The organism is Halopseudomonas sp., assembly GCF_041579695.1.
Classification (GTDB): Bacteria; Pseudomonadota; Gammaproteobacteria; order Pseudomonadales; family Pseudomonadaceae; genus Halopseudomonas.
The window spans coordinates 1-1,713 of sequence record NZ_JBFGFI010000202.1 but is presented as its reverse complement, the minus strand read 5'-3'; the positions used below and the strand labels follow the sequence as shown (position 1 = coordinate 1,713).

Below are 1,713 nucleotides of genomic sequence, written 5' to 3'. Positions count from 1 at the left end.
TCAGCCGCGCCCCTAGCTGCCTTCTGCGCTCTCCAGTAGACTGAAAAAATTCATCTTTGGGGAGGGATATATGCGTCACCGTCCATGGCTTTTGCTGGGTGTTGCCCTGGTGGCGCTGGCTTGGTTGATTAGTACAGAAATCCAGCATTCCTATTACCAGTCGCGTCTTATCAGTCATTACGCTGCCGACCTGACCTATGACCTGGGTGAGGGTGCGTCCGACCAGGTTACCTATCCCGAGCATGGACCCTTCGATCAGCGCTACGGATACACTGAGCTGCCTGCGCTCGTGCCCCGCCTGCTGGATCAGGGCTACTCTGTGGTCAGCCAGGCTCGATTCTCGGGGCCGTTGATGCGGCACGTCGAGAGGGGGCTGTACCCCGTTTTCGATGAGAAGACTCAATCGGGGCTGGAAATCTTCGATTGCCGAAATGAGCCGGTTTTTTCCTTCCAGTATCCGCAGCGTATTTATCCGGATTTTCAGCAGGTGCCGCCATTGCTTGCGGACAGTCTGTTATTTATCGAAGACCGCGAGTTGCTTGACGATGGGCATCCGCGGCTGAACCCGGCAGTTAACTGGTTGCGCCTGGCGGGTGCCTCGGTGTCGCTGGCGAGCAGCCGATTCAATGCCGATCGTTCTTCGCCGGGCGCCAGTACCCTGGCGACCCAGATCGAGAAGTACCGCCACTCGGACGAGGGTCGCACACACGGCCTGGAAGACAAGCTGGTGCAGATGGCGTCTGCCAGTGTGCGAGCTTACAAGGATGGCCCCTATACGTTGGAGGCGCGCCAGCGGCTGGTGCTGGACTACCTGAACACCGTTCCCCTGGCTGCGGCGCCGGGGCATGGTGAGGTGCACGGTATTGGTGATGGGCTGTGGGTGTGGTTTGCCGAAGACTTCGAGCGTTTCAGCCGCCGGCTGGCTGGCCATGAGGGTCTCACCGGGCAGGCCATTGCCTTGCGTCAGGCTCTGGCGCTGCTGATTGCTCAGCGTCGGCCGTCGTATTATCTGATCAAGGGACGCGGTGATCTGGTGGGTTTGATCGACAGCCATCTGCGCTTGCTGGCCAATGCCGGGATAATAGACCCTGAGCTGCGTGACGCGGCGCTGCTTGAACCGCTGGTGTTTCGTAACTGGATGGAGCAGCCGGTCCGCCAGACATTCGCTATCGACAAGGCTATCACCGTGGCGCGCGGGCGGCTTGCCAACTTGCTGGGGCATCCGCTGTATGCAGTGGACCGCTTTGACCTCAAAGCGCAGACCAGTTTGCATGGAGCGCTGCAGAGCCAGGTCAGTGATTATCTGGAGAGCCTCGCCGATCCCGAGGTCGCGGCCAGCACCGGTTTGCTCGGGGAGCGGCTGCTTTCTCCCGAAAAGGTCGATCAGGTGCGTTACAGCTTCACGCTGATGCAGCGTGGACCGGGAGGTAACCAGGTCCGGGTGCAGACCGACAACACCGGTCTTCCGTTCGATCTGAACGAAGGCAGCAAGCTCGAACTGGGTTCCACCGCAAAACTGAGGGTACTGGCGACGTATCTGGAGATCATTGCGGAACTGCACGCTCGCCTCACTGCCATCGCAGAATCGGGCTCGACGGTTCCGCTGTCATCTGATAACACGTTGGTTGCCTGGGCCCGTTCCTATCTGAGAGCCAATCCTGGTGCCCCGCTGCCGGACATGCTGGATGCTGCGCTGGAGCGGCGATACTCGGC

At 60.1% G+C, this 1,713-nt stretch carries 1 protein-coding gene; it reads left to right on the top strand.

The annotated features are described in order from the left end of the window. Positions 1-70: 70 nt before the first annotated feature. Positions 71-1,713: transglycosylase domain-containing protein (locus ABYA88_RS16395; protein ID WP_373188449.1), on the top strand; the 1,643-nt coding region annotated here is incomplete at its 3' end.